Annotated in this window: 25 protein-coding genes; 21 read left to right on the top strand and 4 right to left on the bottom strand. The window is 56.3% G+C overall.

From position 1 onward, the window contains the following. The first annotated feature begins 169 nt into the window (after positions 1 to 169). The 7 genes from thrC (at position 170) to GYN08_RS10050 (ending at position 6,329) form a co-directional block, all read left to right on the top strand. A complete protein-coding gene (gene thrC / locus GYN08_RS10080) occupies positions 170 to 1,585 on the top strand; it encodes a threonine synthase (RefSeq protein ID WP_166274086.1) in 1,416 nt (471 codons plus the stop codon). Between the two features lie 165 nt (positions 1,586 to 1,750). Then, positions 1,751 to 2,593 (top strand): hypothetical protein, encoded by an 843-nt coding sequence (locus GYN08_RS10075; RefSeq protein WP_166274085.1) that lies wholly within the window; start codon positions 1,751 to 1,753, stop codon positions 2,591 to 2,593. A gap of 96 nt (positions 2,594 to 2,689) precedes the next feature. After that, positions 2,690 to 3,403, top strand: coding sequence for a hypothetical protein (locus tag GYN08_RS10070; RefSeq protein WP_166274084.1), 714 nt, complete (start codon positions 2,690 to 2,692; stop codon positions 3,401 to 3,403). 143 nt (positions 3,404 to 3,546) lie between these two features. Further along, the gene (locus GYN08_RS10065) at positions 3,547 to 4,428 is read left to right on the top strand and encodes an NAD(P)-dependent oxidoreductase (protein WP_166274083.1); all 882 of its coding nucleotides are present in this window, start codon (positions 3,547 to 3,549) and stop codon (positions 4,426 to 4,428) included. A 64-nt stretch (positions 4,429 to 4,492) separates the two neighbouring features. Continuing rightward, positions 4,493 to 5,029 carry a VanZ family protein gene (locus GYN08_RS10060; protein WP_166274082.1) on the top strand — a complete coding sequence of 179 codons (537 nt, stop codon included), beginning with the start codon at positions 4,493 to 4,495 and terminating at the stop codon, positions 5,027 to 5,029. A gap of 4 nt (positions 5,030 to 5,033) precedes the next feature. Continuing rightward, complete coding sequence (locus GYN08_RS10055; RefSeq protein ID WP_166274081.1) at positions 5,034 to 5,603, top strand: hypothetical protein; 570 nt, start codon at positions 5,034 to 5,036, stop codon at positions 5,601 to 5,603. A gap of 78 nt (positions 5,604 to 5,681) precedes the next feature. Beyond that, positions 5,682 to 6,329, top strand: a complete 648-nt coding sequence (locus GYN08_RS10050) for a hypothetical protein (protein ID WP_166274080.1) — start codon at positions 5,682 to 5,684, stop codon at positions 6,327 to 6,329. A 126-nt stretch (positions 6,330 to 6,455) separates the two neighbouring features. Here GYN08_RS10050 and GYN08_RS10045 read toward each other — a convergent pair whose 3' ends face one another. Next, positions 6,456 to 7,817 carry an alkaline phosphatase gene (locus tag GYN08_RS10045; protein ID WP_166274079.1) on the bottom strand — a complete coding sequence of 454 codons (1,362 nt, stop codon included), beginning with the start codon at positions 7,815 to 7,817 and terminating at the stop codon, positions 6,456 to 6,458. A gap of 407 nt (positions 7,818 to 8,224) precedes the next feature. Between GYN08_RS10045 and GYN08_RS10040 the strand changes: the two genes are divergently transcribed. From GYN08_RS10040 to GYN08_RS10015, 6 genes are all read left to right on the top strand, one after another. Further along, positions 8,225 to 8,764, top strand: a complete 540-nt coding sequence (locus tag GYN08_RS10040) for a histidine phosphatase family protein (protein WP_166274078.1) — start codon at positions 8,225 to 8,227, stop codon at positions 8,762 to 8,764. Then, positions 8,761 to 9,201, top strand: a complete 441-nt coding sequence (locus tag GYN08_RS10035) for a ribosomal maturation YjgA family protein (RefSeq protein WP_166274077.1) — start codon at positions 8,761 to 8,763, stop codon at positions 9,199 to 9,201. Before GYN08_RS10040 ends, GYN08_RS10035 begins: the two co-directional genes overlap by 4 nt. Before the next feature lie 55 nt (positions 9,202 to 9,256). Further along, positions 9,257 to 9,655 (top strand): hypothetical protein, encoded by a 399-nt coding sequence (locus tag GYN08_RS10030; protein WP_166274076.1) that lies wholly within the window; start codon positions 9,257 to 9,259, stop codon positions 9,653 to 9,655. Positions 9,656 to 9,689: 34 nt separating this feature from the next. After that, positions 9,690 to 10,124 (top strand): GNAT family N-acetyltransferase, encoded by a 435-nt coding sequence (locus GYN08_RS10025; protein WP_166274075.1) that lies wholly within the window; start codon positions 9,690 to 9,692, stop codon positions 10,122 to 10,124. Positions 10,125 to 10,393: 269 nt separating this feature from the next. Beyond that, complete coding sequence (licT, locus tag GYN08_RS10020; protein ID WP_166274074.1) at positions 10,394 to 11,236, top strand: BglG family transcription antiterminator LicT; 843 nt, start codon at positions 10,394 to 10,396, stop codon at positions 11,234 to 11,236. Between the two features lie 280 nt (positions 11,237 to 11,516). After that, positions 11,517 to 13,418 (top strand): beta-glucoside-specific PTS transporter subunit IIABC, encoded by a 1,902-nt coding sequence (locus tag GYN08_RS10015; protein ID WP_166274073.1) that lies wholly within the window; start codon positions 11,517 to 11,519, stop codon positions 13,416 to 13,418. Between the two features lie 129 nt (positions 13,419 to 13,547). Here GYN08_RS10015 and GYN08_RS10010 read toward each other — a convergent pair whose 3' ends face one another. Then, positions 13,548 to 14,267: a 3-keto-5-aminohexanoate cleavage protein gene (locus GYN08_RS10010; protein WP_166274072.1), complete on the bottom strand. Its 720-nt coding sequence runs from the start codon at positions 14,265 to 14,267 to the stop codon at positions 13,548 to 13,550. Positions 14,268 to 14,543: 276 nt separating this feature from the next. Between GYN08_RS10010 and GYN08_RS10005 the strand changes: the two genes are divergently transcribed. From GYN08_RS10005 to GYN08_RS09985, 5 genes are all read left to right on the top strand, one after another. Next, positions 14,544 to 15,572 carry an HD-GYP domain-containing protein gene (locus tag GYN08_RS10005; RefSeq protein ID WP_166274071.1) on the top strand — a complete coding sequence of 343 codons (1,029 nt, stop codon included), beginning with the start codon at positions 14,544 to 14,546 and terminating at the stop codon, positions 15,570 to 15,572. Between the two features lie 183 nt (positions 15,573 to 15,755). Beyond that, positions 15,756 to 16,373, top strand: a complete 618-nt coding sequence (locus GYN08_RS10000; protein ID WP_166274070.1) for an NUDIX hydrolase — start codon at positions 15,756 to 15,758, stop codon at positions 16,371 to 16,373. Between the two features lie 137 nt (positions 16,374 to 16,510). After that, complete coding sequence (locus tag GYN08_RS09995; protein ID WP_166274069.1) at positions 16,511 to 17,125, top strand: histidine phosphatase family protein; 615 nt, start codon at positions 16,511 to 16,513, stop codon at positions 17,123 to 17,125. 438 nt (positions 17,126 to 17,563) lie between these two features. Continuing rightward, the gene (locus GYN08_RS09990) at positions 17,564 to 18,355 is read left to right on the top strand and encodes an ABC transporter ATP-binding protein (protein ID WP_166274068.1); all 792 of its coding nucleotides are present in this window, start codon (positions 17,564 to 17,566) and stop codon (positions 18,353 to 18,355) included. 120 nt (positions 18,356 to 18,475) lie between these two features. Next, positions 18,476 to 18,637 carry a hypothetical protein gene (locus GYN08_RS09985; RefSeq protein ID WP_166274067.1) on the top strand — a complete coding sequence of 54 codons (162 nt, stop codon included), beginning with the start codon at positions 18,476 to 18,478 and terminating at the stop codon, positions 18,635 to 18,637. 97 nt (positions 18,638 to 18,734) lie between these two features. Here GYN08_RS09985 and GYN08_RS09980 read toward each other — a convergent pair whose 3' ends face one another. Further along, positions 18,735 to 19,964 (bottom strand): HAMP domain-containing sensor histidine kinase, encoded by a 1,230-nt coding sequence (locus GYN08_RS09980; RefSeq protein ID WP_166274066.1) that lies wholly within the window; start codon positions 19,962 to 19,964, stop codon positions 18,735 to 18,737. A 79-nt stretch (positions 19,965 to 20,043) separates the two neighbouring features. Then, positions 20,044 to 20,745, bottom strand: a complete 702-nt coding sequence (locus GYN08_RS24060) for a response regulator transcription factor (protein ID WP_166274065.1) — start codon at positions 20,743 to 20,745, stop codon at positions 20,044 to 20,046. 234 nt (positions 20,746 to 20,979) lie between these two features. Between GYN08_RS24060 and GYN08_RS09970 the strand changes: the two genes are divergently transcribed. From GYN08_RS09970 to GYN08_RS09960, 3 genes are read left to right on the top strand one after another with little or no spacing between them, the layout of a single operon-like run. Then, the gene (locus GYN08_RS09970) at positions 20,980 to 23,523 is read left to right on the top strand and encodes an HlyD family efflux transporter periplasmic adaptor subunit (RefSeq protein ID WP_166274064.1); all 2,544 of its coding nucleotides are present in this window, start codon (positions 20,980 to 20,982) and stop codon (positions 23,521 to 23,523) included. After that, a complete protein-coding gene (locus GYN08_RS09965) occupies positions 23,516 to 24,223 on the top strand; it encodes an ABC transporter ATP-binding protein (RefSeq protein ID WP_166274063.1) in 708 nt (235 codons plus the stop codon). The genes GYN08_RS09970 and GYN08_RS09965 overlap by 8 nt, the downstream gene beginning before the upstream one ends. Next, on the top strand, positions 24,216 to 25,472 hold the full coding sequence (locus tag GYN08_RS09960) for an ABC transporter permease (protein ID WP_166274062.1): 1,257 nt from the start codon (positions 24,216 to 24,218) through the stop codon (positions 25,470 to 25,472). Before GYN08_RS09965 ends, GYN08_RS09960 begins: the two co-directional genes overlap by 8 nt. Positions 25,473 to 25,513: the final 41 nt, after the last annotated feature.

The raw sequence follows: 25,513 nt of genomic DNA, 5'->3' as shown, positions 1-25,513 counted from the left end.
TGCGAAATGTAAAAAAAGACTGTCATCGCATGTCCGTTTCGGGGTATGATTGAACAAATAAAATCGCGGGCGGCGAATTTCGAACCGCGAATCGTCCATGGTTTCCGCCTGGCGGAACGTAGGGCGCGCCGCAGCGCACGACAACTTTTTCGATCATTGGGGGCTTACGATGAACTACATCAGTACAAGAGGTCAAGTTGCACCGAAAGGCTTTATCGATACCGTCCTGATGGGGCTGGGCGAAGACGGCGGCCTGATGGTTCCGGAACGAATCCCGGCCGTGTCTTCGGACACGTTGGAGTGGTGGAAAGGTCTGCCTTTCCGCGAGCTGTTCATCGAGATCTTCTCGCTGTACGCGAACGACGAAATTCCGCAGGGGGATCTGAAAGAGCTGGTAGACGCCAGCTACGCGACTTTCCGCGATCCGGAAGTGACCCCGCTGCGCAAGCTGGACGATTCGCTGTACATTCTGGAGCTGTTCCACGGCCCGACGTTCGCGTTCAAAGACGTGGCGCTGCAGTTCATGGGCGAATTTTACTCGTACGTCTCCAAGACGCGCGGCGAGATCATCCATATCCTGGGCGCGACTTCGGGAGACACGGGAGCGGCGGCGATCCAGGGCGTGCGCGGCAAGGAAGGCATCAAGATCTGCATCCTTCACCCGCACGAAAAAGTCAGCAAGGTGCAGGAACTTCAGATGACGACGGTACACGACGAAAACGTGCTGAACCTGTCTGTCAAAGGCAACTTCGACGACTGCCAGCGCATCATCAAGGAGCTGTTCTCCGATCTGGAATTCAAGGGCGAACATCATCTGCGCGCGATCAACTCGATCAACTTCGTGCGGATTCTGGCGCAGACCGTCTACTATTTCTACGCCTACTTCCGCGCGGCCGAGCAGGCCGGCGAATCGAAGAAGATCAACGTCAGCGTGCCTTCCGGCAACTTCGGCAACATCTTCTCGGGCTTCCTTGCCAAAAAGATGGGGCTGCCGATCCATAAGCTGATCATCGCGACCAACGAGAACAACATTTTGGAGCGCTTCGTCAAAACCGGGGAATACCGGCCGGGCGAGTTCCGCAAAACGCACAGCCCGTCGATGGACATCCAGGTGGCGAGCAACTTCGAACGCTATTTGTATTATCTGCTGGACGAAGATTCCGCTAAGGTGTCGGCGTACATGGGCACATTGGCGAGCGAGGGCCGGATCGTCGTGGAAGGCGATCTGCTGCGGCGCGTACAGTCCGAGCTTCAGGCGCTGGGCGCCACGAACGAGCAGAATCTGGAACTGATCGGGAAATACCGTTCCGAGACCGGCTATCTGCTCGATCCGCATACGGCTTGCGGGGTAGCGGCATACGAAGCGTTCAACGAAGACGGCGAAATCACGGTCTCGTTCGCGACCGCGCATCCGGCGAAGTTCGACGAGGCGATCCGCCTGCTCGACATCGTGCAGGAATTCCCGGTCGAAATCGCGGAGCTGATCGCGAAAGAGCAGTACCAGACCGTGATCGAGAACGATAAAGCCGAAGTTACGCGCCAGCTCGAAGCCTTTTTTGCGGGCGACGCGGTAAACAAGGCTTAAATCGGATACGGATTGTTGAGCGTTCCCGAAAAGGGGACGCTCTTTTTTTGATTAGGGAAAAAATATCTTTTTCGAAAAAGCGGAAAGGGTTAAAATGGAAAAGCAAGCAGGGAGTACAAAGCGTAGGGTAATCTGCCTGACGCATTCGACAAGAAGGGACGAATCATGATGGGGGCTTCCGATTATAAAAAGCAGGTACGGAAACTGAGATTAACCGGCTGGGCGGGTCTGATTTTTTTCGGGCCGGTTATTCCGCTGGCGATAACCGAAGGGGAAGCCGGAATAATGCTTGCCGGACTGCTGATGACCGCAGCCAGCATCTGGGTGCTGATCCGCGCGCGGCGCGTCGGCAAAGCGAACGAACATTATCAGCTGCAGTACGTTCCGGGAGAAGGATTCAAGCGGTATCGCCGGACCCGGGAGCAGAAGCTTCGGATGCTGACGATCAGCCAATGGGCGGCGGTCGCCGTGCTGGCCGCGGCGCTGTTCTTCGGAGCGGGCAGCGGGCCGGTGAATCTGTTTATCGGGCTGGTCGTATTTCTGTCGATCCAGTTCTATATCAAGCCGCGCATCAAGCGCCATCTGCGCGTCGATCCGCAGACGGAAGCGGAGCTGCGAAACGCGGGGGCGATCGGGCCCGACGAGGAAATCCGAGCGCTGTATAAAGATTTCGAAAGTTGGAACGAGCTGCGTGCGGATGCGACCGTTCTGGCGATCACAAGCCGCGACCTGGCGGCTTTCGCGCTGCTGCCAAGCGGCAGCTTCGAGGCGGCGTACGTGCCGTTGAACGAGATCCGGCAGATAACCGTGCAAAATATCGGCTATTCGGGCAGACGGCTGCTTCTGTCCGTCGGCGACGGCGGACACCGGATCATCGAGCGTCATCTGCACGGGCGCAGCCGTCTGGACTCGCCGGAAGAATTCGTATCGGATCTGCTGAAAGCCGCGGACGAAGCTCTGCTTGGATACGGTCCCGGTCCGTCGGACAGCGATTGGAGAAGCGCTTGATTGGAACTTTAAGGAAAACTTTTGCGAAGCGACCCGCGTTCAGTAAGGCGGAAGAACATTTTGCCCAACAAAAGTAAAAGAGAGGATGAACGCTGAATGGAAAAACTTTTTTCTGCGCTGGCGCTTTCCGCCCTGATCCTGGTCCCTTCCTATTCTATCGTTACCGTACAGACCCATTCCTCCCTGCAGAGCCGTCTATCCGAAACGTCCGATCAAGCCGAGGCTGCTCCGAGCATTCAAAATCTAGGTACCGGCTTGAGCGAGGCGGAGGCGGTTCAAGTGGCGGAAGATCTTCAAGCGCGAATCGCGCGAAAGTATGAACCGACTTACAGTCTGGATCGTTTCAAATTCGAGTTCGAACACGAAGAAACGAAAAACGGATTCGTCGGGATCGACGTAAGCGTGAACGTCGAGATGACGCTGAAACGGGATCCGTCGCAGAGCCCTTACGCGAAAGGCATGGAGAAAGGAAAAGCCGCCCTGACCGAAGAAGCGGAAAAAGAAGCGGCGCAGGAAAAAATCGACGATTTTCTGGAGGAATCGGAGAGCTATCTCGATAAGCCTTCGAACAGCTGGCTGCTGTACCATATCCGAATCCCCGAAGCCGAGTTTCGGGGGACGAGCCCTGGACGTGACCTGACCGCCGGCAATTCCCGTTTGAATTACGAATTGTTTTACCGCGAAGACGTAAGAGAAGACGAGAAGATCCTGAGCCCCGCAGAGCCGGCAGCGCCGCTGAACGAATCGGAAGCCGAATCGGACGGTATCGAAACGGTGCGGGAAGCGGCTTCGAAGGCTTCGCGGCCATAGCGTCAGTCAAGGGCGGCCTAACGGCCGCTTTTTGGCGTGCCGACCGGAAGCCGCAAATCGCGCAAACATGACTCCCGCCGAAGATTCGGGTATGCTGTAAGAAAGAAGACATGCCGAATTTCGGAAAAAGGAGTCGAGGAACGATGAAGAAACTGGCTTGGATCGGAACGGGATATATGGGGCTGCCGATGGCCCGGAACCTGCTCGCGGCAGGTTATTCCGTGCGCGTCTACAACCGGACGGCGGAAAAAGCGCGTCCGCTGGAAGAAAAAGGAGCCGAGCTCGCCGCTTCCCCGAAGGAAGCGGCGCAGGACGCGGAAGCCGTATTCGTCATGCTGACGAAAGGTTCGGCCGTCGAAAACGTGCTGGAGGGCGAAGGCGGCCTGCTGGCAGGGCTGCCGGAAGGAACGTTCGTCATTAACATGAGCACGATCTCGCCGGGCGAAGCCCGCGAGTTCGCGCGCCGAGTCGGGGAAGCCGGCGGCGTCTATGTCGATGCTCCGGTATCCGGCTCGGTCGCTCCGGCGGAGAACGGACAGCTGGTTATTCTGGCCGGCGGTCCGGAAGAAGCCGTGAACCGGTGCATGCCGTTTTTCGACGTGCTCGGCAAAAAGACGATTGTCTTCGGCGAGGTCGGCGCGGGCAGTTCGGCCAAGCTGTCGATCAATCTGCTGCTGGGCGTCGTGGCGCAGGGCATCTCCGAAGCGCTGCTGATCGGGGAAGCCGCGGGACTGCAGCGGGAGCAGTTGATCGAGATGATCGGCGAATCGGCCGTCAGTACGCCGATGCTGTCCGCGAAAAAAAACATGTGGATGAACGAAGAGTTCCCGGCCGCCTTCATGGTCGGCCTGCTGTCGAAAGATCTCGGTCTGCTGACGGCGGAAGCGCAGCACGAAGGAATCGAGCTGCCGCTGGCCGAGGCCGCCGACCGGACGTATGCCGACGCGGTTCGCAGCGGCAAAGGCGAACTCGATATGGCGGCCGTCTGGTTGGAGCTCAAGGAACGAGCCCGCAAGGAACGGTAAAAGGAAGACCGCGCAGGCTCGGATAACCCTATTCGGGCTGCCGCGTAAATAAGGAGTTTTGCTGATGAAAGCCAAAACGATCGCCTTCAAGCTGCTGGCGGGCCTGCTGCTGCTCGGCTACGGCGGAGTGCTGCTTTACTGGATGTTCTGGGGATTCGGCCGTTCGGCGCATATCGGCCTGGACGAACCGTTTCGCTACAATGCCGAACCGTTCGAGACGATTCGGCTGTTCACCCGTTCCGCCGGATGGGACAATCTGCGGGCTCCGCTGATCAATTTGGCCGGCAACGTGGCGGTATTCGTGCCGTTCGGCATCCTGTTCCCGATTCTGTTCCGCAAATGCCGGAACTATTTCGGATTCATTCTGCGCTTTCTGCTGCTGATTCTGCTGCTGGAACTGGCGCAGGGATTCTCTGGAGCGGGAGTGGCGGACGTGGACGATTTGATCCTGAACGGGATCGGAGCCACGATCGGCTATATCGGATATCGGCTGGCTGTCGGCCCGGAGAAAAAGCGGGGCGCAAGGGCGGGCAAGCGGACGCATTCCGCCGCTGCCCGCGCCGACAGCCGAAGCCGGGCCGCGCAGGATCGGAGGCGATAAGCCCGTGATCGCGATCCAATCTATTCTGCTGCAATGGACGAAGGAGACGCGCGGCGAGCCTTACGCTTCGCCGCGCAGCCGGCATCCTCGAAGTTATGCGCTGCCTGTCCTGCCAAGCCGCCGAACGGAAGCGGAGGCGTCCCGCACGGAGAGCGGCGGAATGCTGCTGCAGCGTCTGGCGTTCCGGCAGACGACGGACGGATTTCGGCCGCTGCAAAGCGAACAGGAGGTACTGCCGCTGCCGGAGCCGGGCAGTCCGGTCGACGGACGGCTGATGGCCGGCGTGCTGCCCGAGCTTCGGGATGGACGATTGTCCGTCAGGCTGCGGTACGTGCCGGAATTCGGCAAGCCGGTGCGAACGGACGGACGAAGCGTCCTGCTGGAGAAGCTTGTTTTTGAACTGGCGGCCGGGGAATACGGCCGAATTCGGATCAACGGCAGGCATGTCGAAGAAGCGGGCCATCGGTACGAGCTGCGGACGATCAATATCGCGTTCGCGGACGACATCGCCGCGAATGTTTTTACGCGGAGAGAGCCGGATCGTCGCTGCGACTGGCTGGAGCCGCTGTGGTAAACGACGAAGGAGGCGCAACTTGCGCCTCCTTTTTGACGTCTAGAAGAAAAAGGAAGCATCGACAAGGAGGTCGAAGCAATGGGGAAAAGAAGGCGTTTCTGCGAAGGAGGCAGGCCGGGGCTCAATAAGCCGCAGAGCCGCGCTGCTGCGCTTCTGGCGCTGCTGCTTATCGCGACCGGGGTTCTCGCGGGACTGACAGCATCGCCGAAGCCGGCATATGCTTGCAGCTGCGCGTTCGGCTCGGAAGGCAGCGAGCAGATCGATTTCGCGGACCTGATCTTCTCCGGTACCGTCGTTAAGCGTCAGGACAGCCTGCCGAACCTGCTCGGCGTCCGCTCTTCCGGCGATCCGGTCGATTACGTATTCGAAGTGGAGGGGGCCTGGAAAGGGGAAGTTCGCGAGAAAGTGACCGTGTCGACGGCCGCGGGTACGGACGCCTGCGGGGCGGATTTTCGCGAAGATTACCGATATATCGTTCTGGCGAAGCGCAGCGGCGACAAGCTGACGACAAGCCTCTGTTCCGGAAACGCACTGTATCTTGCCGGCACGCAGCCCGACATTCTGCAGAAACTGGGCGAGCCGGCCGAGCCGTCGGCCGGAATGTCGTTCGGCACATGGATTCGATCTTATCTGTGGGCCGTCGTGTTATTCGCCGCCGCGACCGGGTTCGGCATCGCGCGGTTGGCGGTCCGGCGCAGACGCGCCCGGCGCCAGCCCCGAGCTTGACGGCCGCTTCCTTATGCGGTAGGGCGGCCGAATAGGACGGCAAACGGGCGTTACGGCGGCGATTAAGCCGCGTAACGCCCGTTTTCGGGTCAAGCCTGTCTATTTCGGTCGGCGTTCGCCTGCCGTTCAGCGCGTCGGTTTGCCGCCCAGCAGTTCGAAGATGATTTTCGCGTTGTCCGTGTTGTCGATCAGCCCGGCAAAACGGCTGCTGCTCGGTCCGTAAGCGTAGACCGGCACGTCTTCGCCGGTATGTCCGCCCGTCGTCCAGCCGGTGAACGAGCGGACGTTAAAGATGTTTTCGATCGCGTTGTCGATCGCCGTGACGTCTTTGGTCGCAGCAGCCGTTTTGACCGAAGTACGCTCTTCCGCCGTCAGCTTCAGCTTGATGTTTTTCTTCAGCACGCTGTCGACCGATTCGCCGGCCGCGATTTTGGCCGCCATGTAATCCGGCGTGTGCACGGCCGCTTTGATCGGCGCCACATCGAAATTGTATTCGCCGTTCGCGCCGAGGCTCAGACCGCCCGTGGAATGGTCGGCCGTCGCGACGACGAGCGTATGGCCGTCTTTTTTGGCGAAATCGATCGCGGCCTGGAAGGCGCTCTCGAAATCCGCCATCTCGCTCATGGCGCCGACGATATCGTTGTCGTGGCCGGCCCAGTCGATCTGGCTGCCTTCGACCATCAGGAAGAAGCCTTTGTCATTGTCGCTCAGCCGGTCGATCGCGGCGTTCGTCATTTCTTTGAGCGAAGGAGTGGCGGAAGTACGGTCGATCATTTTGTCGAGACCGCCGTCGGCGAACAGGCCGAGCAGCTGCCCGTCTTTATTGGCGAGCAGGCTCTTGCGGTCGGTCACGTAGCCGAAACCGGCTTTTTTGAACTCGGCCGTCAGGTCGCGGTCTTTGCGGACGAAGTTGGACTTGCCGCCGCCGAGCATGACGTCGATCTTGTGCTTGCCGCCGATCATTTCGTCGAAATAGTCGTCGGCGATCGCGTCCATGTTTTTGCGGCTGATATCATGCGCGCCGAAGGCGGCAGGCGTGGCGTGCGTAATTTCCGAAGTGGCCACGAGTCCGGTGGACATGCCGTTTTCCTTGGCTTGTTCCAGCACCGTTTTGACTTCGGTCTTGTCGTTGTCGACGGCGATCGCGGCATTATAAGTCTTGACGGCCGCAGACATCGCGGTCGCCGCGGAGGCGGAGTCGGTAATATTCTGGTGCTCGTCTTCCGGGTAAGTGGTCTGCATCCCGACCAGATACGGATCGAAAGCCGTTTTTTCCATCAGCGGAGTGGACGCTTTGTCTTTCATGTAACGGTAGGCCGCCGTATACGAAGGACCCATGCCGTCCCCGATCAGGAAAATGATGTTTTTGACCGTTCCGTCCGCCGGAGCGGGTGCTTTTGCCGGGGCGGCTGCTCCCGTCAGTGCGGGTACGGTCGCGATTGCCAGACCCAACACGGCGGGAAGTCCTTTTTTCAACAAGCTGTTCATCTTAAAATCCTCCTCTGTTATGTATGCGTCTCTAACTCGTTTTGCTCAACCGTTCCGCTTCATTTTTCTGTCCGAATACAATTGAACATATGTTCAAGTATAGGCATGAATGTGAAATGACAGACATAGTTATGTAAAAAATATGAAAAAAGCAGGTTTGAAAGAAGGGGCGACGATCCGTAGGCAATCAGGCAAGCTTTTGGTACAAACGGCGCTTCCTTTTTCATCGGGAGAACGGTAGAGTGGAAACAAGACCCGACTATGAGGAAGACGACGTGCCGCCGCGCATAAATGTCATTCTGTCGGTCAATGGTCGAATGGGGCAGGACAACTCGGCTGGACGCCGGTTACCGTCAAACGGGTTTTCGCGGAACCGCGCCGAAAGCGAAACGAAAAGGTGAGCAGCGTTGACGATTTTTTATTTGATCCGGCACGGAGAGCCGGACTGGCATACGTATAAGCCGCTGAATCTGAAAGGAAACGGTCGGGATCTGGTGCCCTTGACGGAGAAGGGGGCGCGGCAGGCGGCGGAAACGGCAGGCGACCCCCGCTTGAAGGGCGCCGAGCTGATTCTCTCGTCGCCGTACACGCGCGCGATGCAGACGGCGGCCGTCTTGTCGCGGAAGCTCGATTTGGAGTTGAAAGTCGAATACGATCTAAGGGAATGGCAGCCGGATCTGACGTTCGAGTACGACAGCGAAGAACGGATGCGCGAGCTGCGCGACGAATATAACCGCTGCGGCGGCGTGTACCCGGACGGCGAGAGCCGGTTGTGGGAAAGCCGGGAACAGCTGCTCAAGCGTCTTCGCGGCGTGCTGGAGCGCTATTCGGGTTATTCGAAAGTGATCGCCGCCGGCCACGGCACGCTCTTCGGCACGCTGATCGGCCGCACGGATATCGCCCATGCGGAGATTGTGGAATACGACACGGAGGCGGAGCGGCCATGAGGGCGGATCGCCGCCGTAGGCACCGCCGGCGTTTGCATCTCAGGAAGCGAGGGATTTATCTGGCGGCTGCGCTCGCCGTCATGCTGTCGGGACTCGCTTCGCGCGCGTACGCGGCGTCGCTGCCGGATTTTTTGGCGGCGAATGCCGGAGATGCGCTGTGGGCGGCGATGGTGTATCTGGGGGTTCGCCTGCTGCTGCCGGAACGGCGCCGGAGCCTCTGCGCGCTGTGCGCGCTGCTGTTGAGCTTCGGGATCGAATTCAGCCAAATGTACCGGGCGCCGTGGATCGACGGACTGCGGCATACGGTTTTGGGGGCGCTGATTCTCGGACGGGGCTTCCTGACGGCGGATCTGGCGCGTTATACGGTCGGCATCGCGGCCGCTTTCGCCGCGGACGCCGCTGTCGGGACGGGATTCAGGCATAAAAAGAACGGTTAAGCGGAAAAGTTTTGAAGTTTTAAAGTTTTGAAGTCACGTCCAAGGGGGACAGACGATGAAAAAAGTAATAATAGGCAGCGTGCTGACGCTGGCCGGAACATGGATTACGGGATGCATTTTTGTGGCGGCCGCGCTCTTCGTGCCCAACCTTTCCTCCTGGGAAGGAACGCGGGTATGGTATGCGATCTTCGGATCAGGGCCGTACGAAGCGGACCTGAAGCAGAGCATGGCGCTGGGACTTCCTTTCGCGGTCGGCGTGCTGATGTTCGCGTTCGGCATCGTCATTTTGGCCGTCGAATTTTTCCGCCCGGAGGAACGCCGGGGCAGCGCGCCGGCGCCGATTCGTCCGCTTCCCGGCGGGAACGGCGGGACAAAGCTGGCCGCTTTTTCTTCGGATAAGGCTCCGCTGACGGAAACGGAAGAAATTCCGACCATGAAGGAAGTCGGCCCGTGAACGGGGAGGTTCTAAAGGAAGCGAGGAATGAATCATGATCGATATTCGTAAGCTGGAGGCCCGAGACCTGCCGCCGCTGGCGGCTTTATACGGAGAGTTGGTTGAAGAGAAGTCGTCGCCGGAAGCGATGCGGGATCCCTTTGCGGCGATCGCGGCCGACGAACGTTATGTTCTGCTGGGAGCTTTCGAGGAAGAAAGGTTGGCCGGCAGCGTGATGGGCATCGTCTGTTACGACCTGATCGGCGGCTGCCGTCCGTTCATGGTCGTGGAGAACGTGATCGTGTCGGATGCGTTCCGCGGCCGCAAGGTGGGGCGTCTGCTGATGGAGAAGCTGGAGGAGATCGCACGGGAAAACCGCTGCGCGTACTCGCTGCTCGTCTCGAGCGGTTTCCGCAAAGAAGCGCATGCCTTCTACGAATCGCTGGGCTATACGGAAGACGTGCGCGGCTTTCGCAGGAGGCTGGACTGAGGCGAACGCACGTCGCGAAACTTTTTAGAAAAAAAGTGAGTACCTATCTTGTAATCGCTTTATCCCTTATGTTACAATGGGCCTAACAACAGGATTGTGACCGGTCATGCGGGCAATGCCTAAGTTAACTCAAATATTATTAACTCGAGGTGGATTCCATTTCGACTTGATGATATTTGCATTAACTTAGGCTTTTTTTATAGCCACATTGCGGCGGAAGAGAAGCCGGGCCGCCGGAAACGCGGAAATGCAGTCGGGAGTGAAGAACGATGATTATTGAAAAAGTGCTGAATAACAATGTGCTGCTGACCCGCAATGCCAAAGGGAAAGAGGTCATCGTAATGGGTCGGGGCATTTCTTTCAACAAGGTAATCGGCGACGAGGTCGATGAACACAAGATCGATAAAATTTTCATGCTGAATACCAACGAATTGACGGCGCGCCTGACCGAGCTGCTGAACGAGATTCCCGTGACCCATCTCGAAACGGTCAAGGCCATTGTCGAACACGCGGGCCGGGTGCTGGGCGAAGAATTGAACGACAACATCTATCTGTCGCTGACCGATCATATTTCGTACGCGATCGAGCGTCAGAAAAAGGGAATCGAATTCAAGAACGCCATGCTGTTCGAGATCAAGCGCTTCTACAAGAAGGAGTACGAGATCGGGCAGGACGCGCTTCGGATGATCGAAGACGAGATCGGCGTCAAGCTGCCGGAGGACGAAGCGGGCTTCATCGCCCTGCATATCGTCAATGCGAGAACGGACGGGGCGGAAATGCGTTTGACGATGGAAATGACGGAGATTGTGCACCATATTCTGAACATCGTGACGTATCATTACGGCATCGTGCTCGACGAATCTTCATTGAGCTATTCGCGCTTTCTGACGCATCTCCAGTACTTCTCGATGCGGCTGCTGCGCAAGGAAGTGCACGAGAGCGGAGAAGATTTTTTGTACGAGCAGGTGCGCAAAAGCTATGCCAAAGCGTTCGACTGCGTCAAAAAGATCGACGATTACCTACAGAGCACGTATCATCAGGCGCTCAGCAAAGACGAATACGTGTATCTCACCATCCATATCCAGCGGATCACGACGCGCGGCGAGGAATAGAATGTCTCAGAACAGAGGCATTTAGGCGGACAATCGAATACGGTTTATCTCCAATCGGAAACAGGGTGTAACTGGTCATGCAGGCAAAACCTGAACTGGTGAGAGAACGAACGTCGATCCCTAAGGATGGCGTCTGTTCGGTCACGAGTTCAGGTTTTTCTGCGTTTTAAGAAGGCAAAAGGGCAGCCGGCGCCGTTTTTGCTCCAACCAAAACGCAGCAGAGCGAACTCGAAAGATTCGTCCACCTTACAGCAAGGCAATCCAGCGAGGAGGCATAATCATGAACGCGAAAGACCAAGAAATCGCTAAAAAAGTGATCGAAGGGGTAGGCGGGGAAGACAATGTCAGTTCCGTGTTCCACTGCGCGACCCGTCTTCGTTTCAAATTGAAAGATACCGCCAAAGCGGATAAGGAAGGCTTGAACAACACGCCGGGCGTCGTCACCGTCGTCGAGAGCGGCGGCCAATTCCAGGTCGTCATCGGCAACAACGTGCCCGAAGTATTCAAAAGCATGATGAGTCAGACCCGTCTTAAAGACGCCGAAAGCACGGACGGCGGCGGGCAGGACGAAGAAAAAGGCAGCTGGCTGAACCGCGCGGTCGACATGATCTCCAGCATTTTCTCGCCGCTGCTCGGCGCTCTGGCCGGAGCCGGGGTGCTCAAAGGCCTTGTGGCGCTGTTCCTCGTAATGGGATGGATTCAGGAGGAATCCGGCAGCTATCTGATCCTGAACGCCGCTTCCGACAGCGTGTTCACGTTCCTGCCGATCTTCCTGGCCATCACGTCGTCGCGCCGCTTCAAGACGAATACGTTCGTCTCCGTCGCCATCGCGGGCGCGCTGGTCTATCCGGCGATCGCGGCGGCGCAGGAGGCCGGGACCGCCCTTAATTTCTTCGGCATTCCGATCGTGCTCGTGACGTACACGTCGACGGTTATCCCGGTCATTCTGGCCGTATGGGTGCAGTCTTACGTCGAGAAGTTCTTCGCCTCGTTCGTGCATCAATCGGTCAAGAACATTCTGGTGCCGATGCTGACGCTGCTCGTCGTCGTTCCGCTGACGTTCCTGGCATTCGGTCCGGTCGGCAACATCATCAGCGAAGGTCTGGCCAGCGGCTACACCTGGCTGTATAACCTGAGCCCGATCGTCGCGGGATTGATCGCGGGCGGATTCTGGCAGGTCTTCGTGATCTTCGGCGTTCACTGGGGATTCGTGCCGATCATGCTCAGCAACCTGGGCACCATCGGCTACGATACGATGCTGCCGATGCTGGCGGCTCCGGTGCTGGCTCAGGCCGGCGCGCTGTTCGGCATTTTCCTCAAAGCCAAAGACCGCGACCTCAAAGCGCTGTCGGGTTCGTCGACGCTGGCCGGCATTTTCGGAATTACCGAGCCCGGCATTTACGGCATTACGCTGAAATATAAAAAGCCGTTCATTCTGGCCTGCATTTCCGGCGCGATCGGCGCGGCCATTATCGGGGCCGGCGGCGGACGAGCCATTTCGTTCGCGCTGCCGAGCGTGCTTGCCATTCCGGCTTACGTCGGTACGGGCTTCGCCACGACCGTCATCGGCATCTTCGTCGCCTTCGCCCTGGCGGCGCTGCTGAACCTGTTCTTGTTCAAAGAGCCGGCAGCGGATACCGCGCCGGTTCCGGCACGCACGAAAGACGGAGAACCGGCCGCAATTCGTCCGGAGGAAGCGGTCTCCGATTCGTCGGACAGCCTGTTGAAAAAAGAAGTGATCGTCAGCCCGCTGGAAGGGACGATTCAGCCCCTGAGCAGCATTCCGGACCCGGCCTTCTCCTCGGGCGCGATGGGTCAGGGCATCGTCATCGATCCGTCGTCGGGCCGCCTGACGTCTCCCGCGGCGGGAACGGTAACGACCGTATTCCCGACCGGTCACGCGATCGGCATCACGACGGACGGCGGCGCGCAGCTGCTGATCCACGTGGGCGTCAATACGGTCCGTCTGAAAGGACAGTTTTTCGACAAGAAAGTCAAAGAAGGCGATCGGGTAGAAGCCGGGCAGCTGTTGCTAGAGTTCGATCTCGAGCAGATCAAGGCGGCCGGCTACGTGACGGCCACGCCGGTGATCGTTACCAATTCGGCCGATTATCTGGATGTCCTTAAGACGACGGAAACGTCTGTTCAAGGCGGGGATTACCTGCTGACGGCGGTCGTATAACCGATAGGCCGATTATTTTCGGCCTTTATCAGAACAGCCCCGAGATCCGTTCGAGAGAACGGATTTCGGGGCTGTTCGGCATACAGCGATAGACATGGAGAAGACAGGCCGGTCTGCGGTCGTTTTATCTTAAAAACGCTGTTCGATCAGCTTGGCCGTCCGGATCAGCTCTTCGTTGTCCCTGGCGGTCACTCCCGACAGAAGCATGCTGCCGTCTTCGAAGCCGATCCGGCTGTCGAATCCGTGAAGAAGCGCTTCTATGTACATCGGCCACATCGTGACTTCGGCTCCGTGCAGCAGAATGGGCAGTCTGCAGCCGGCTCGCTTCAAAATGCCGCGGATTCGGCGGACCGCCGCCGATTCCCGGCCGGGATCGGGAACCTCGATCTCGATCAATACCCGCAGGCATTCGTCGCGTCCGGGCATGGCGGCGAATCGTTCGGCGTCGGCTTCGCTGCGCAGTCCCGCTTCGACGCCGATGCCGCGCGCCTGCGCCGCCATTACGATCCATTCGGCGTCGGGTTCGTGAATGTTGACCGAAATATAATCGGGCAGCACCTGCCAGGAACGCAGCCGGTTCATACGGGCGGCGCTGTCGGGCAGAATCGGCCAGGCCGTGGAGATGCCGACCGGAACGCCGGGCAGACGTTCGCGAACGGCCGACAGCGTCCGGGCCACGTCTTCCGCTTCGAGGCTCTCGTCTTCCCGTTCGTTGCGCACGTGAATATGCAGTTCGGCCGCCCCGGCACGGATCGCTTTCGCGGCATCCGCGGCGATTTCCGACGGGGTACAGGGAACGGCCGGATGATCTTTCCGGGTTCGCGTGCCGTTCAGGCAAGCTTGAAGCATGCGGCAGCCTCCTTCCAGACGACTGATAAGTTCTAGTATATTCCAATTATCGGAAAGAGCGAACGTTATTTTTAGCTGTTTACGGTGTCCGTAATCTATAATGCATCCTAATAAGTTCCATTATTTCTCATAGACCAATAGTCGATTTGCCTTATTTATCGGCTTTTTTGCCGGACTAAAGTCGTCATTCCTCCAAGCTTGCTAATAAAAAACTTTTTTTGTCCGATATTTTTTGTAAAAGGAATTTGGTTAAGTAAATCCAGGGGGGATTGTCCATTGCGCATCCATGTAACGGAGCTTCAGCACGGCGATATGCTGAAAGACGACACGTTCAGTCCGGCAGGGCTGCACGTACTGCCGAAAGGCACGGTAATCAAAGGGGAAGAGACGGATCTGTTGGATCGCCACAAGGTCGACTACGTCGAGATCGAGCCGCGGGGAACGCAGACCGGAATCGGCGTGCTCAGCGCCGCGATGCAGAGCCATATCGAGCTGGCGATCCGCGGCTACCAGTCCATTTTCCTCGAAGCGCTGACCAGCGGCAAATTCGATCAGGAAGCGGTCGATCTGCAGCTTGAGCCGCTTCTGCGCACCGTGGACGAACATCGCGACATTGTATCGCTTCTGCTCGTGCTGGAGCGCGAAGATGTAAGCCTGTACAATCACTCGATGCAGGTCGGCATGCTTTCTTATTACATGGCGACATGGCTCGGTTATTCGCGCGAGGAATGCTATGCGATCAGCAAAGCCGGCTATCTGCACGACATCGGCAAGAGCAAGATTTCCCCGACCATTCGCAACCGGACGGATTATTTGACGGAGTACGATCTCCAGGAGCTGCGCAAGCATGCGAAGCTGGGTTACGACGTGATCAAAAATTCCATGGACGACGAGACGACGGCGCTCGTGGCCTGGCAGCATCATGAACGGGAAGACGGTTCGGGATACCCTCAGGGACTGACCAAGCCGGATATTCATCCGTATTCGCAAATCGTGGCGGTAGCCGATACATATTTGAGACTGTCGGAGAGCAAAAAAGGCGAACCGAAGCGTCCTCTGCTCGACATCCTGCGGGAAGTGCACGAACTGGGCTTCGGCAAGCTGAACGAAAAGCCGGTGCAGGCGCTCGTCCAGCATCTGATGTCGAACCTGCTCGGCAAAAGCGTTCGGCTGAGCAGCGGCGAGACGGGAACGATCATTCTGAACAACCCGTCGGACATCTTCAAACCGCTCGTACGGGTCGGGGATTTGTTCCACGATTTGTCGCGCGAACGGAACTTGTCGGTCGAAGAAGTGTTTATTTGATACGGGTTGACGGGGCGGTGCCGGACGGGACAGGGCTGCTGCCGGCCGCCGACGAAAGAGCTTTCCGGAACGATTCCGGAAGGGCTCTTTTTTTGCGATCGGGGAAAAAGAGGAATCGCTCCTCTTCGTCCCGAAGTTTAACGGTATGAGCGCAGAGCAGCTTAAAAAGCGAGGAGGGGTACGATGCAGCCGAAATGGTTGGAGTGGGCCAAGCAGATCCAGGCGATCAGCCAGGCGGGGCTCGAATATTCCCGGGACGTCTACGATCTGGAGCGATTCGAGATGCTGAGAACGCTGAGTCTGGAGATCATGCACGAGTATACCGGCGTGGAGACGGAGCGGCTGCGCGAGCTGTTTGCCGGGGAGACCGGATACGCAACTCCGAAAGTCGACGTGCGCGGCGTTATTTTCCGGGCCGATAAAATGTTGCTGGTGCGCGAACGGCTCGACGGAGCCTGGGCGATGCCGGGAGGATGGGCGGATATCGGATTGTCGGCCAAAGAGAACGTGGTCAAGGAAATCCGCGAGGAGACCGGGTATACGGCGGAAGCGGGCAGGCTGCTGGCCGTGCTGGACAAAAAGTTTCACGATCACCCGGTGTCCCCTTTTCACGTCTACAAGATGTTTATTCGCTGCGAGATTACCGGAGGGGAAGCGGCCGCGACCCTGGAGACAAGCGAAACCGGATTTTTCGGCGAAGACGAACTGCCTCCGCTTTCGGTCGAGCGCAACACCGAACGGCAGGTTAAGGCGATGTTCGAATATCTTCGCGAACCGGAACGTCCGGTATGGCTGGATTGATTGCTTTCCTATAATAAAAATTATACATATGAAAAATTCATGATAGATTTCGGCGATTCATCGAACCGGAAAAAGGGCCGAAAATAACGATAGTTGGTTCATTACAGCGTTCAGCGCATATTGGGGGATGAAACGGAATGATAGAACTGTTGGTCGTGCGGCACGGCGAGTCGCAGGCGGATTTGGAAGACCGCCACGAAGGCCGGGCGGACTTTGAATTGACGCCGCTCGGCGAACGGCAGGCGGGCCTCGCGGCTGCCTGGATCGCCAAGCGGTATCGTCCTCACGAGATTCTCGCCAGTCCGCTGAAGCGAGCGGCGCGGACGGCCGAGGCGATCGCGCAGGAGTGCAGCCTCGCGGTCGATTACGATCCGAATCTGATGGAATGGGATAACGGCCTGCTGGCCGGATTGAAGCGGGAGGAAGGGCGCGTACTCTATCCGCTTCCGCCGGGAGGCAGGCAGCCTCACGATACGTTCGGGGAGACGGAATCGGAGATCGAGTTTCGGGCACGCGCGGAAGCTTTTTTATCCAAGCTGCTGTTCGCGCATCAAGGCAGGTCCGATCTGCACCGCATCTGCATCGTCTCGCACGGCGGCATGATCAACATGCTCTTCCACAGTCTGATGAATCTGCCGTTCCGGACGGAAATGTCGCTCGCGACGGGGGATACGGGCGTCCATTTGTGGAGAATCGACGGTTCGCGCAAACGGATCGTCTTCACGAATGCGCAGGAGCATTTGCGAAGCTGAACCGAGCATAAAGGAGGAGCCTGATATGGGAAGAAGCTGGTCGGAACTGGGCATTTCCCTGCTGTCGGCGGAGCGGACGTTCGGCTGCGAATTCGAAGAAGTGCTGCTCAACAAGCAGGTCGATGTTGAATGATAAATCATAATATCCGAAAAAGACCGCCGAACGGCGCTCTTCAACGTGCTTTGAAAGTCCAAAGCAGCTAAAAGTGAGACGGTGGAGAGAGAAATTCAGTGAAGTACAGGCTTTCGTAGAAAGCCGCTTCGGAAGCATATGCTAAAGAATTTCTCTCAGAGCCGGCTCGCTTCACGCGCCTGCGTAACTTTCGAGGAGAGCTTTAAGACCGCCGATAGGCGGTCTTTTTTCGTGCGGCGGAACTTTACAATTTCATTCGGCCTGCGCTACGATTAAGGGACTGATGCTTTAAAGGAGGAAAGAAAGTGACGGCCGTAATCGAACTGAAAGGCGTTTCCTGGAGGCGCGGGGACAACGAAATTTTGCGTAACATCGACTGGAGGGTCGAGTCCGGGCAGCACTGGGCCGTATTGGGTCTCAACGGGTCGGGCAAAACGAGCATTCTGAACATGATCAACGGTTACATGTGGCCGACCACCGGCGAGATCTCGGTGTTGGGACATAAGTTCGGAACGGTGGATCTGCGCGAGCTGCGAAAATCGATCGGCTGGGTCAGCTCTTCGCTGCAGGAGAAAATCCGGCCGAACGAGCAGGCGCTCGAGATCGTGATCAGCGGCCGGCATGCTTCGATCGGCCTGTACGCCGGCATCGAAGAGGATGACCGCGTCCGAGCCGAAGAGCTGATGCGCGACCTCGGATGTGCCCATTTGATCGGACGCGCTTACCAGACTTGCTCCCAGGGCGAGAAGCAGAAGCTGCTGATCGCCCGAGCGCTGATGGCGTCGCCCAAGCTGCTGATTCTCGACGAGGCGAGCAACGGGCTGGACTTCATTTCGCGGGAAGCGCTGCTGCAAAGCATCAATGGGCTGGCTTCGCGCGCCGACGCGCCGACGCTGCTGCTGGTGACGCATCATATCGAAGAGATTTCCCCGCTTTTCTCGCATTCGCTGCTGATCCGGCGCGGACGCGTATTCGCTCAAGGACGTTCGGAAGAGATTCTCAGCAGCGAGCGGCTGTCCGACTTTTTCGAACTCCCGGTCGACGTCGAATGGCGCGGGGGACGCGCCTGGCTCTCTGCGAAGTCGTCCGAAGTCTGAGGGGCGCCGCCGCAAAGCCGAAAAAAGACCTGACGAAAAATGGATGTTTGTCTCCTGCTCCAGCGGGTAATGATAGGATGTCGAGCAACAATACCAGAACACGCTGAGGAGGAAACCAACATGACAGATCCAAACCAAGATCCGAATCAACAGAGCGCAGGCGAAGACACGTTGATGGAAAAACACAGAAAAGAACAAGGACAAAACGTCGAGACGCAGGCGGACGAGTGGACGGCCAAGCCTTCTCCGAAAGCGACAGGCGAAGACGAAGACCAGAAGTAACAGCCGGCCGAACGGCTTAATTTGCGAACAATTGGCATTTCCGATAAAAAACCGACGCCCTATACAGGCGTCGGTTTTTTCGTGCGTCCTTGCTTCGCTAACCGTTCGAATGGACGGGCAGGGAGATTCTTACGCGGTACATATCGTCTGTTTTTGCGGCTTCGAAATTTCCTTTATGGTTTTGGACGATTTTTTCGCACACTTTGATTCCGATACCGTTGCTGTCGGCATTTTCGGTATTCGGATCGATTCGATTTTCGACATCGATATGGAGTTGTTCGCCGTGCAGCGTACATTGAACGCGGACTTCATGGCCTTTGTCGGCATACTTCAGCACATTGGAGAACAGATTGTCGAAAACCCGCTGCATGGACATGACGTGAACGCTCACGGTAAAAGGCATTTCGCACGGGATGAACGTAAAAAGGAATCCTTCATCGACCAGCAGAGGGGAATGAATGCCGATGAATTGATCGAGCAGTTGGCCGCCGTCGTACTCTTTGAGTTCGGGAGGATCGTTCTGGCTGTAAGACAAAATAAAGTATTCGAATAACTGATCCGACAGGTGCTTGATCCGATAAGCGTTATCTTTGCTGTTGGCAATGTAATTGAAGAGCTGTTCTTCCGTCTTGTATTTGCGGTACTGAATAATGTCCAAATATCCGATCAGCGCCGTGAGCGGCGTTCTCAAGTCGTGCGACATCGCCGTGACAAGCTCGTTGTTGGCATTTCGGGCCTGCTCTTCGTTTTCCAAGCGCTCTATGAAAGACTTCCTCATTTCGTTGACGCTCTGCGCGAGCGAAGCAAGCTCGTCCGTTCCTTTGATCGTGATCGGATATTCCAGATTGCCGCCTTCCAAAATTTTGATCTCGTTTTCCAAAATTTCGACGTAGGACGTCTTGGTGTTGATAAACAGCAGCATCAGAAACAAGAAAAAGGCGGAAGAAGCGGCCAAGCAGGAGAAAGTCGCGATATTGTAATACTTATATTCGAAGTACGATTCCAGATACAGCTGGGTATCGGCATCGGAAAATCGGAGGTCGTACAGGGAATCGTCGGGGACGAAAGGCTCGGAACCCAGTCCTTGGGATTCGACGCTGTGTCCGTCGGAAGCGTAGACGAGCTGTTTGTTTTGATAAATATAAATGGTCACGTACTTTTTCTTGCTGACCCAATCGCTTAGCCGATCCCGGTCCGTAATGCTCAGCCGATTCTGCGCAATATACTGGGACAGCTGCGCTTTCGTTCTTTGATTCTGCTCCGCGATGAACGAGGGACGAGCGAAATGCCGATCGAGCAAATTGGTTCCGGCGGTTTGCAGAATCAAAAAGAGCGATATCGACAATATAACGGAAACCAGGAGAACGATAAGAAGCTTGAACTTTAATTTCAAACGAAAAACAGGCCTATTCAATGCGATACCCCTTTCCCCATACCGTTTTAATCAACTTCGGGTCCTGGGGATCGCTTTCCGTCTTTTTTCTCAAGTTGCGGATATGGACCATTACGGTATTGTTGCAGCTGTAAAAGTAAGGCTCCTTCCATACGCTTTCGTACAAATTTTGCGCCGAAAAAATCTTTCTTTGATTTTGAGCCATCAGCAGCAAAATTTGATATTCGATATCGGTCAACAGAATCTCGTTTCCGTCTACGAACACTTCGCGGGAGCCGGTATCCAGAATCAAATCCCGTATTTGAATGCGGCTCGAAGAAGGTTCGGCCGTTTCCTTTCCCCGATATACATAGTAGCGTCTCAATAGGGCTTTCACCCGGTAGACCAATTCCGTGTAGGAAAAAGGCTTGGACATATAATCGTCGCTTCCCGCGGAAAAAGCCATATATTTATCCGAATCCTGCGTTTTTGCGGTTAAAAAAAGGATCGGCGCGCTCGTTTTTTTTCGAATGTCCATGCAGGCTTTGAAACCGGACTTGACGGGCATCATAATGTCGAGAATAACCAGGTCGATTCGTTCGTCCACTTTATTTACGGCATCTTCGCCGTCCACGGCCTCGATCACTTCGAAGTTTTCGCTTTCCAGCAGTACCCGGACGATCTCTCTGATTTCACGGTTGTCGTCGGCAATTAAAACGGTTTTCGGATCTTCCACGAATGTTCCTCCATACCCGGAATGATTTCTCGGTACTCTCACGCCTTATTTTACCTTGTTTCGCTGTGCGATCTGAACCGCACTTAAGAATTTTTAAGAATTGATATAAGCGTTTCTTAAGGTTATCTCTGTAACTTTCAAAGTATATGCGTATTTGATAACCAAAGATAGAGAGGATAGGACATCAAAATGAGCCTAACGAATAAAATTTTCAAACGGAAACGGATTTGGGTTTTGCTTCTTATTGCAGTTTTGGGGGCAACGTGGGCCGGCTATACTTTGCTCGGCGGAAGAGAAGCGGAAGGTCAAGCGCTGCAGAGCTTGCAAACCTCGCCGCTGGAAAAAGGAGAGATTGTCCGCTCGCTGCTGGTGTCGGGCGCAATCGGCAGCCCAAACAGTCGTAACGTATACGCGCCGTCTTCCTTGAAAGTGAATAAAGTAACGGCACAAGAAGGCGACGTGGTCAAAGCCGGGCAAACGCTCGCCGTTTTGGCTTCCGAAGATCTGGTTTTGGATATCGAATCGGCCAAACTGAATTTGGAGTCCTCCAAAGAAGCGTTAAAAAGTGCCGGTACGGACAATAAAAACGGGATCGCCTCCGCCAAAGAAAGCGTGCGGGCCGCGGAGATCGAAGTACAGACCGCACGCCGCCAATACGAAGACACAAAAGCCCAGGCCGAAAAAAAACCGGGCGCGGCGGTCTTATCCGCCCGTGCGGATGTGGAAACCGCGAAGCGGCAGCTTGCGATCAGCCGCAATCAAATGACGGGCGGTCCGGGCAGCGCGGTGGCATCGGCCAAAAAAGAGCTGGAAATCGCCCGTCGGCAGTATGAGGCTCTCCTGAGCCAATCCGAAAACCAATCCGGCACTTCGGTCGTATCCGCGAAAAAAGAGCTGGAGATCGCGAAGCGGCAGTATGACCTCTTGGAAAATCAAGTGAAAGGAAGCTCAGGCAGCGCCGTATTGTCCGCCAAAAAGGAATTGGAAATCGCGCAGCGGACCTACGATCAGCTGCTCGCCCAAGGGGACTTCGTTCCTGCCGTGCAGTCCGCGAAAAAAGAATTGGAAATCGCGGAACGCTCGTACAATGAGCTGCAGGCGCAGCCGGAAAATACGCCGGCGGTCAAAAACGCCAAAATGGAGTTGGATGCCGCCGTCAATAAATATTCGCAGCTGCAAAAGGGCAAGCCCGTCAGCGAACAGGCCGCGTTAACCCGGTATAACAGTGCGGTCGAAGCCTTGAACCGCGCCCAGTCCGGATCGAATGCACGGGTGAATCAAGCCCAGATCGAATGGCAGAATGCGGATCGCGATTACAGAACGGCGGCGGCTCGTTATGAAGCGAGCAAAACGGCGGAAGCTCCCGAAGGCGATCCGAAGCTCAAAGACGCCGTCGATCAAGCCAATGCCGCATTGAACGAAAAACAGGCGGCGCTGTCGACGATAAACCAGTCGCAAGCGGACAGCATAACGGCGGCCCGGGATGCGGTCAACAATGCCAACCTGGATTACAGGCAGTCCGTGGAAAGTTCGGCCGAGGCGCTGGAACAAGCCCGGCTTGCGGTCGACCGGGCCCAGGTCGGTTATGATTCCGCCGTCAAAGGGATTGCGGACGCCAAAACGAACGCCAAAGACGCATGGGAAAAAGCCAAACAATCTTATGACGGAGCGATTAATAACGCCAGAGAAGCTCTCGTAAGCGCCGGAGACACGCTGGAGAAAGCCAAACAGGCTTACGAGACCGCGCTCGGCGGCGCGACGGAGTCGGTGACCGCGGCCCGGGACACGCTCGATAAAGCCCAGCAGGCTTACGATCAGGCGATAGGGAGCTCAAAAGAAGCGTTGACCGCTGCCCAGGACACGCTCGATAAAGCTCAGCAGGCTTACGACAACGCCGGAAACAGCGCCAAAGATTCGCTGGCCGCCGCCCAAGAAACGGTTGAAAAATCGAAAATCGGCTACGAGAGCGCGCTTAAAAACCAAAGCGAAGCTTTCGCGACGGCCGCCGCGGCTTTGAAAAGAGCCGAGAACAGCTATGAAACGGCGCAGTTGAACCAGCGGATCGCGGAATCCAAAACGGACGAATCGGCCAAACTCGCGATCGAACTGCAGCAGGTGAGCTTGGAAAAGCTGCAAAAGCAGCTGAAAGATACCGTGATTACGGCGCCGGTCTCCGGTACGGTCACGTTCCAAAATGCGAAAGCGGGTCAATTTGCTTCCGGCTTAATGTTTACGGTCGAGGATACTTCAGCCCTGGCGGTGACCGCTATGTTAAGCGAGTCGGACATCGGATCCGTCAAAGTCGGACAGACGGCCATCGTGAAAACGGAAGGAACGGGAGACGAAGAATTCGAAGCCAAGCTTACGCGAATCGGCGCTGCGGCGGTCAAAAACAACGCGGGAGAAGGAACGGCAGCCAACGCGAACGCCAATACGAGCGTACAGTTTACGGCTCAAGTGGAGATCGCCAAACCGGATCCCCGAATGCTGATCGGAATGAACGCCCGGATGACGATCGTGCTGGAGAAAAAGGAAAACGTGCTTTCCGTGCCGCTGGATGCGGTGATGTCGGACGGAGACGGCGACCGGGTCTACGTGCTGCAGGATGGCAAGCTGCAGGAAATCGCCGTCAAGACAGGCATCCAAAACGATATTGTGACCGAAGTCGTATCTTCCGAGCTTTCGGAGGGCATGACGATCGCATCGATCGCGCAGGATGCTTACGATCTTCTGCAGAGCTCGCCCGAATTGAAAAAGGAGGGCGCTTCGAATGATTGAAATCCGCAATTTGGTCAAACGCTACTTCGCGGACACTCCCAATGAAATCACCGTGCTGAAAGGCATCGATTTGAGCATAAGCGAAGGGGAGTTCGTGGCGATCGTCGGACAGTCGGGGTCCGGCAAATCGACGCTGATGAACATTATCGGAGCGCTGGACCAGCCGAGCAGCGGAGAATACGAACTGGGAGGCACGCCGATTCAGCGGATGAACCGCGACCAACTTGCGCACATTCGCAATCAGAAAATAGGATTTGTTTTTCAATCGTTCAACCTGATTCCGAGAAGCAGCGCGCTCAAAAACGTGGAACTGCCCATGGTGTATGCGGGCATCAAGCCTTCCGAACGAACCCGCCGAGCCAAAAGCCTGCTGGAGATGATGGGAATGAGCGAACGAATGAATCACCAGCCCAATGAATTGTCCGGGGGGCAAAAACAGCGGGTAGCCATCGCGCGCGCATTGGCCAACGACCCCGATCTCATTTTGGCGGACGAACCTACCGGAGCCTTGGATTCGAAAACGGGCAATCTGGTCATGGAAATCTTTTTGAGAATCCATCGGGAAGAGAAAAAGACGATCTTATTCATTACGCACTCTGCGGAACTTGCGGAACTGTGCCCGCGTGTCGTCACGGTCAAAGACGGAGAAATCGTCTCCGACAAAGCCGGATCGAATATGGGAGGCATGATCCATGATTGAAAATCTTATTCTTTCGCTGGGAAGCCTTCGCGCGAATAAGATGCGTTCTTTTCTTACGATGCTGGGAATCATTATCGGAATCTCGTCCGTGATTGCCGTAATTTCGGTGGGCAATGCGATGACTTCTTCGGTTACCAGCCAATTCGCGGAACTCGGCATCAACAATGTAACGCTCGGCATTCAGAAGCGATCGGAAGACATGAACGGCGAATTCGGTTCGTCCGCTACCAAAGTACCGAAAGACTCGGACCGGCTTTCCATGCAGCAGATCGAAACGATGATGAAAAGGTTCCCCGAGATCGAGACGCTTTCGCTGTCCGAGGAAGCCGGACGGGGGAAAGCGAAAATCGGCCGCAAATCCAGCAACGTATCGTTGACGGGCGTCAACGCCGGCTACGCAAAAGCGAACAAGGTCAAAATGCTGCAGGGCCGTTACGTCAGCGAGACGGATGTCAAAGCGGCCCGAAGCGTGATCGTCGTGTCGGACCGAACGGCCAAGACTTTATACGGGTCGGGTAAAGCGGCGATCGGCAATAACTTGATCGTGTATACCGATAAAGCGATCAAACAATTCACGGTGATCGGCGTTTATCAATATACCCAGTCTTCCATGATGGGAGTCACGACGTCCGAGAAAGATTTGGAGACGAGCGGTTATATCCCGGTAAGCAGCGCCCAAAAAGACGCCGCCTACAAAAACTTCACTTCGCTTACGGTCATTCCCCGCCAGGGAACCGACCTTAACGATTTTACGGATAGGATCGGGAGTTATCTCACCGCTTTGTACCAATCCAACAAAGAGTGGGACAGTTACGCGTACAATATGAAAAACGAATTGGAATCGACAAACTCGCTGATGAATACGTTATCGCTGGCCATCGCCGCCATCGCCGGCATCGCCTTGATCGTCGGAGGAATCGGAGTCATGAATATCATGCTCGTTTCCGTGACGGAGAGAACGCATGAGATCGGCGTGCGCAAAGCGCTTGGCGCGAAAGATTCCCATATTCGCACGCAGTTCGTGGCGGAGGCGATCTTGCTTTCCGTAACGGGGGGGCTGATCGGCATCGTGCTGGGCGTAGCCCTGGGCTTTACGGGTTCGCAGATCGTGGGGGCGAAATTTGTGCTGTCCGGTTACGTAGTTTTGGGGACCCTGCTGTTCTCGATGCTGATCGGCGTCTTCTTCGGTTATTACCCTGCGAACAAAGCGGCCAAATTGAATACGATCGATGCGCTGCGCTACGAGTAAAAAAAGGAAACGCTCTCGCCACCCGTATCCTTTTTGCCTAA

Source organism: Saccharibacillus alkalitolerans (assembly GCF_011090185.1).
Taxonomy (GTDB): domain Bacteria; phylum Bacillota; class Bacilli; order Paenibacillales; family Paenibacillaceae; genus Saccharibacillus; species Saccharibacillus alkalitolerans.
This window is presented reverse-complemented; position numbering and strand designations above follow the sequence as displayed.